The sequence below is a fragment of the Brevundimonas sp. genome, from assembly GCF_036405315.1.
GTDB lineage: Bacteria > Pseudomonadota > Alphaproteobacteria > Caulobacterales > Caulobacteraceae > Brevundimonas.
The window spans coordinates 1-4801 of record NZ_DASWXW010000210.1; the positions used below are offsets into that span (position 1 = coordinate 1).

Here is a 4801-nt window from a genome sequence, read left to right on the forward strand (position 1 = left end):
GCGGCGCGTGGCCACGTCCTGAATGGCGGCGGCCTGAGCCGGGGTCGGCGGCGGCGCGGTGTTCAGGCTGGCCAGCGGCGGGGCGTTCAGGGCGTTCTGATCCGCCAGTTGGCTGAAGTCCTGGAACAACAGCACGCGGACATAGTCGATGGCGCTGCGGTCGCTGAACAGCTTGACCCGCCAGGTGCCGTCGACGCCCTTGGCGGCCACGCCGATGGGCAGGCCGCGCGGGAATCCGCCGCCGTCGCCCGACGACAGGACGCGGTCGCCTTCCTTCACCGAACCGGCGCCGCGCACATAGTCCAGACGCGGGCTGCCGCTGCCGTCGCCGGTCAGCATGGCGCGCGCGTCGGTGCGCTCGATCAGGACAGGGGTGCGCGCGGCCACGTCGGTCAGCAGCAGCATCCGGCTGTAGCCCGCGGAAGCGCCGACGATCCGGCCGACCAGACCATGCTCGCTCAGCACGGGATTGCCGATACGCACGCCCTTGGCGCCGCCGACGTTCAGCAGCCGCGAGCGAGCGAAAGGCCCGCGTGCGTCGGTGATGGCCAGCCCCGTGACCATCGGCACCGGCGGCTCGGTCTTCACGCCCAGCATCTGCTCGTAGCGGGCGTTGACGTTCTTCAAGGCCAGGGCGTCGTCGCGCCAGGCGTTCAGCTCTACGACCTGTTGACGCAGACGCCGGTTCTCCGACACGGCGAAGAAGTAGCCCTTGACGTAATCGACGGCGTTGCCGGTCCAGCGGACGGGCGCGGACAGCGCCCCGCCCACCGGCGCGGCGCCGGCCTCGAAGCCGGCCCTTACGGGCGCAAAGCCGTCGGCGTTCGGCGTCTCGCGGCTGTCGCTCAGCAACAGCATGACCGCGCCGGCCAGGCCGACGACGACCACGACCGCGGCCGTCCAGGCCAGCGGCACCTTGATGTTCTCGAACGGTCCGTCGCGAAACGCCACGGCCAGCCTTCCTACCTAGAGATCCGGGACCGGCGGAGCTTTCCCGCCGGCGGTGAGAGCCTATCGCAAAAACCGATTCCCGAAGAACGCAGTCCCTACGACAGGCCGATCAGCCTCAGAGCGAGGACTCGAGGACGCCCTTCATCCACGACGGGTGCTCCAGCACCTTGCCGCAGCCGATGGCGACGCAGGACAGGGGATCGTCGGCCACCTGGACCGGCAGGCCGGTGTGGTCGCGGATCTCGACGTCGAGGCCGCGCAGCAGGGCGCCGCCGCCCGTCAGCATGATGCCCTTGTCGGCGATGTCGGCCGCCAGTTCCGGCGGCGTGGCTTCCAGGGCGACCTTGACGGCCTCGACGATCTGCGAGACCGGCTCGGCCAGGGCCTCGGCGGCCTGGCGCTCGCTCATCTTCACTTCGCGCGGCACGCCCTGCATCAGGTCGCGGCCCTTGACCTCGATCGACAGGCCTTCGCCGTCGGCCGGGATACGGGCGGTGCCGATGTCCTTCTTGATGCGCTCGGCGGTCGTTTCGCCGATCAGCAGGTTATGGTTGCGGCGCATGTAGCTGATGATGGCGTCGTCCATCATGTCGCCGCCCACGCGGACCGAACGCGAATAGACGATGCCCGAAAGCGACAGGACGGCCACTTCGGTCGTGCCGCCGCCGATATCGACGACCATCGAGCCGGTCGGCTCGTGGATCGGCAGGCCGGCGCCGATCGCGGCGGCCATCGGCTCGTCGATCAGGCCGACGCGACGGGCCGAGGCGTTCAGGCAGGAATCATTGATCGCGCGACGCTCGACGGCCGTGGCGCCCGAGGGGACGCAGACGATCATCTTGGGGTTCACGAAGCCCTTGCGGTTATGAACCTTGCGGATGAAGTGCTTGATCATCTCTTCGGCGACTTCGAAGTCGGCGATGACCCCGTCGCGCATCGGGCGGATGGCTTCCATGTGACCGGGCGTGCGGCCCAGCATCTGCTTGGCTTCCAGGCCGACGGCGTGGACGATCTTGCGGCCGCCGACGTTGCGCAGGGCGACGACCGACGGCTCGTTCAGGACGATGCCCTTGCCGCGCATGTAGATCAGGGTGTTGGCCGTCCCCAGATCCATTGCGATGTCGTTGGAGATCATGCCGAAGAGGGGTGAAAGCATGGGCGTCGGGTACCGCTTGTTCGGGCCTGCTAGGGCGTGAGTCTTGTTCGTCCGCGCTGGCGACGCCCCTGCCCCGCGCACCCATGTGCGCCGAACTGTCCTGATCGTCCTCGCCTGGCCGACTACAGGCCCGTTTGCCCGCATGACGCGTCGATTGCAAGCGCCTATGACGCACCGATCACAGCCTTGTCACAGCAAGGCTTGAAACCCTGTCCGCTCAAGCTTTTCCGGCCCCGCTTGCGGGTCGCCGCGTCAGATCGTCGATGCGGCCCGCTCGTTGAACGTCGGGCGGCGACGGCAGGGGGCGCAAGACCCCTCCGTCGAGCCCGACTTCAGTCGCCGCGCGCCGCCTCGCGCCGCTTGACGATCTCGCGCACCGCCAGCATCAGCCCCAGCCAGACGACGGCGACCCCGGCAAGGATCAGCGAGGTCCACACCCCGTCGCCCGACACCGCCGCCATGAAGGACCCGCCGAAGAAGGCGACCAGGGCGGTCTTGGGCAGGACGCCCAGGGCGCACCCCGCCAGATAGCCGGGAAAATCGGCCCGCACCGCGCCGAACGCCATGTTGACGACGATGAAGGGCGCCGAAGGCACGTTCCTGATGATGAAGCTGGCGGAAAAGGCGTTGCGCCCCACGAAGCGCCGCAGCCGTTCCGTCACCCCGCCGCCGAACCGCTCCAGCGCCCGCGCCGTGGGCCCGCGCCCCAGCCAGTAGGTGACGGCCGCCGAGGCCACGGTGGCGATCCAGCTGTAGAGGAAGCCGAACCAGGGCCCGAAGGCCACCACGCAGGCCGCGATCAGGATGAACTGCGGCACCCCGAGAAAGGCCGACAGGGTGAAGACCACGACAGCCGCGACCAGGCCCCAGGGCCCGATGCGATAACCGGCCAGCCAGGCCTCCAGCTTTTCCTCGGCGTCGAGGGTGAAGTGGGCCTTGCCGAAGGCGAACAGGGCGATGATTCCGCCGAGCAGCAGCAGGCTGACCAGCAGGGTTCGCCACCGCTGCGCTTCCATGTTCAGCAGAAAATCGACGATCCGCCGCATAAATTTCGCCCAAATCGCCTTTTGATCGCCAAGAGCACGCACAAACGTTGTGCGGCCTCGCCGGGTTGCGTATCAAGCCTCGCCTCCCCGGCTCTCTCCACATCCTCCAGACGGGATAGACATGTCCAGCCTTCAGTCCGCCTCCCTCGCCCGCGTCAAGCCTTCGGCCACCCTGGCCGTGACCGCCCAGGCGCGCGAGCTGAAACGCCAGGGTCGCGACGTGATCGGTCTGGGCGCCGGCGAGCCGGACTTCGACACGCCGGACAACATCAAGGCCGCCGCCATCGAGGCCATCAAGCGCGGCGAGACCAAATACACCGACGCCGACGGCATGCCCGAACTGAAGGCCGCCATCGTCGCCAAGTTCGCGCGCGAAAACGGCCTGACCTACGCCGCCAACCAGATCCACGTCGCCTCGGGCGGCAAGCCGGTCATCTTCAACGCCTTCGTCGCCACGCTGAACCCCGGCGACGAGGTCATCGTGCCGGCCCCCTACTGGGTCTCCTACCCGGACATGGTGCTGCTGGCCGGCGGCGAGCCCGTCACCGTGATCGGCGAGGAAGCCGACGGCTTCAAGCTGCGCCCCGAGGTCCTGGACGCCGCCATCACGCCGCGCACCAAGTGGCTGATCCTCAACTCGCCGTCGAACCCGACCGGCGCCGCCTATACCCGCGCCGAGCTGGAAGCCCTGGCCGTGGTGCTGCGCAAGCACCCGCAGGTCTGGATCCTGACCGACGACATGTACGAGCACCTCGTCTATGGCGGGTTCGAATACCTGACCATCGCCCAGGTGGCGCCCGACCTCTATGACCGCACCTTGACGGTCAACGGCGTGTCCAAGGCCTACGCCATGACCGGCTGGCGCATCGGTTACGCGGGCGGCCCCAAGCCGCTGATCGACCTGATGCGCAAGGTGGCCAGCCAGACGACGTCGAATCCTTCGTCCATCAGTCAGTGGGCCGCTGTCGAGGCCTTGAACGGCCCGCAGGACTTCCTGGCCGAGCGCGCCGCCGCCTTCGAGAAGCGCCGCGATCTGGTCGTGTCGATGCTGAACCAGGCCGAGGGCGTCCGCTGTCCTACGCCTGAGGGAGCTTTCTACGTCTATCCCTCGATCGAGGGCGTGATCGGCAAGACGACGCCGTCGGGCGTGGTCATCACCGACGACGAGGTCTTCACCGCCGAACTGCTGGATCAGGAAGGCGTAGCCGTGGTCCAGGGCGCCGCCTTCGGCCTCAGCCCCTATTTCCGCATCAGCTACGCCACCTCGGAAGAGGTGCTGGAAGAAGGCTGCCGCCGCATCCAGAAGTTCTGCGCCTCGCTGAAATAGACATTCCTCATCCGGCGGCGGTCGCGTCACTGGCGCGATCGTCGTACGAGGCGTAGCTTTCGAAGATCGTCGATACTCGATCCTTCGGAGCCCCTCTCATGAAGCGTTTGACGACAGCCAGCGCCCTGGTGCTGACCGCCGCCGTTGCTGTGGCCGGCCCCGCCGCCACGCAGTCCCAACCCACCACCGGCCCCGTCGCCACCTACTGGATGACGGCCCAGACCAGCAGCGGCCTGCCCGGCATGTCGGGCATGGGCGGGGGCGGGGGCGGCGGCGGCTTCAACCCCATGGCCATGATGTCGGGCGGCGGCGTGCACAAGA

General features: G+C 68.2%; 5 protein-coding genes. 2 read left to right on the plus strand and 3 right to left on the minus strand.

Features of this window, described 5'->3' with window-relative positions; genetic code table 11:
- The 3 genes from mreC to VGE49_RS13035 all read right to left on the minus strand — a co-directional run.
- A partial coding sequence (gene mreC, locus VGE49_RS13025) for a rod shape-determining protein MreC (protein ID WP_331034969.1) occupies positions 1 to 951 on the minus strand: 951 nt, incomplete at its 3' end.
- Positions 952 to 1066: 115 nt separating this feature from the next.
- On the minus strand, positions 1067 to 2107 hold the full coding sequence (locus VGE49_RS13030; protein ID WP_292082454.1) for a rod shape-determining protein: 1041 nt from the start codon (positions 2105 to 2107) through the stop codon (positions 1067 to 1069).
- Positions 2108 to 2439: 332 nt separating this feature from the next.
- Positions 2440 to 3153, minus strand: coding sequence for a TVP38/TMEM64 family protein (locus VGE49_RS13035; protein WP_331034970.1), 714 nt, complete (start codon positions 3151 to 3153; stop codon positions 2440 to 2442).
- 121 nt (positions 3154 to 3274) lie between these two features.
- Here VGE49_RS13035 and VGE49_RS13040 point away from each other — a divergent pair, with 121 nt between their 5' ends.
- Together VGE49_RS13040 and VGE49_RS13045 are read left to right on the plus strand one after the other, a co-directional pair.
- The gene (locus VGE49_RS13040; protein ID WP_331034971.1) at positions 3275 to 4480 is read left to right on the plus strand and encodes a pyridoxal phosphate-dependent aminotransferase; all 1206 of its coding nucleotides are present in this window, start codon (positions 3275 to 3277) and stop codon (positions 4478 to 4480) included.
- Between the two features lie 98 nt (positions 4481 to 4578).
- Positions 4579 to 4801, plus strand: a 223-nt coding sequence (locus VGE49_RS13045; RefSeq protein WP_331034972.1) for a hypothetical protein, incomplete at its 3' end; no start/stop codon positions are given.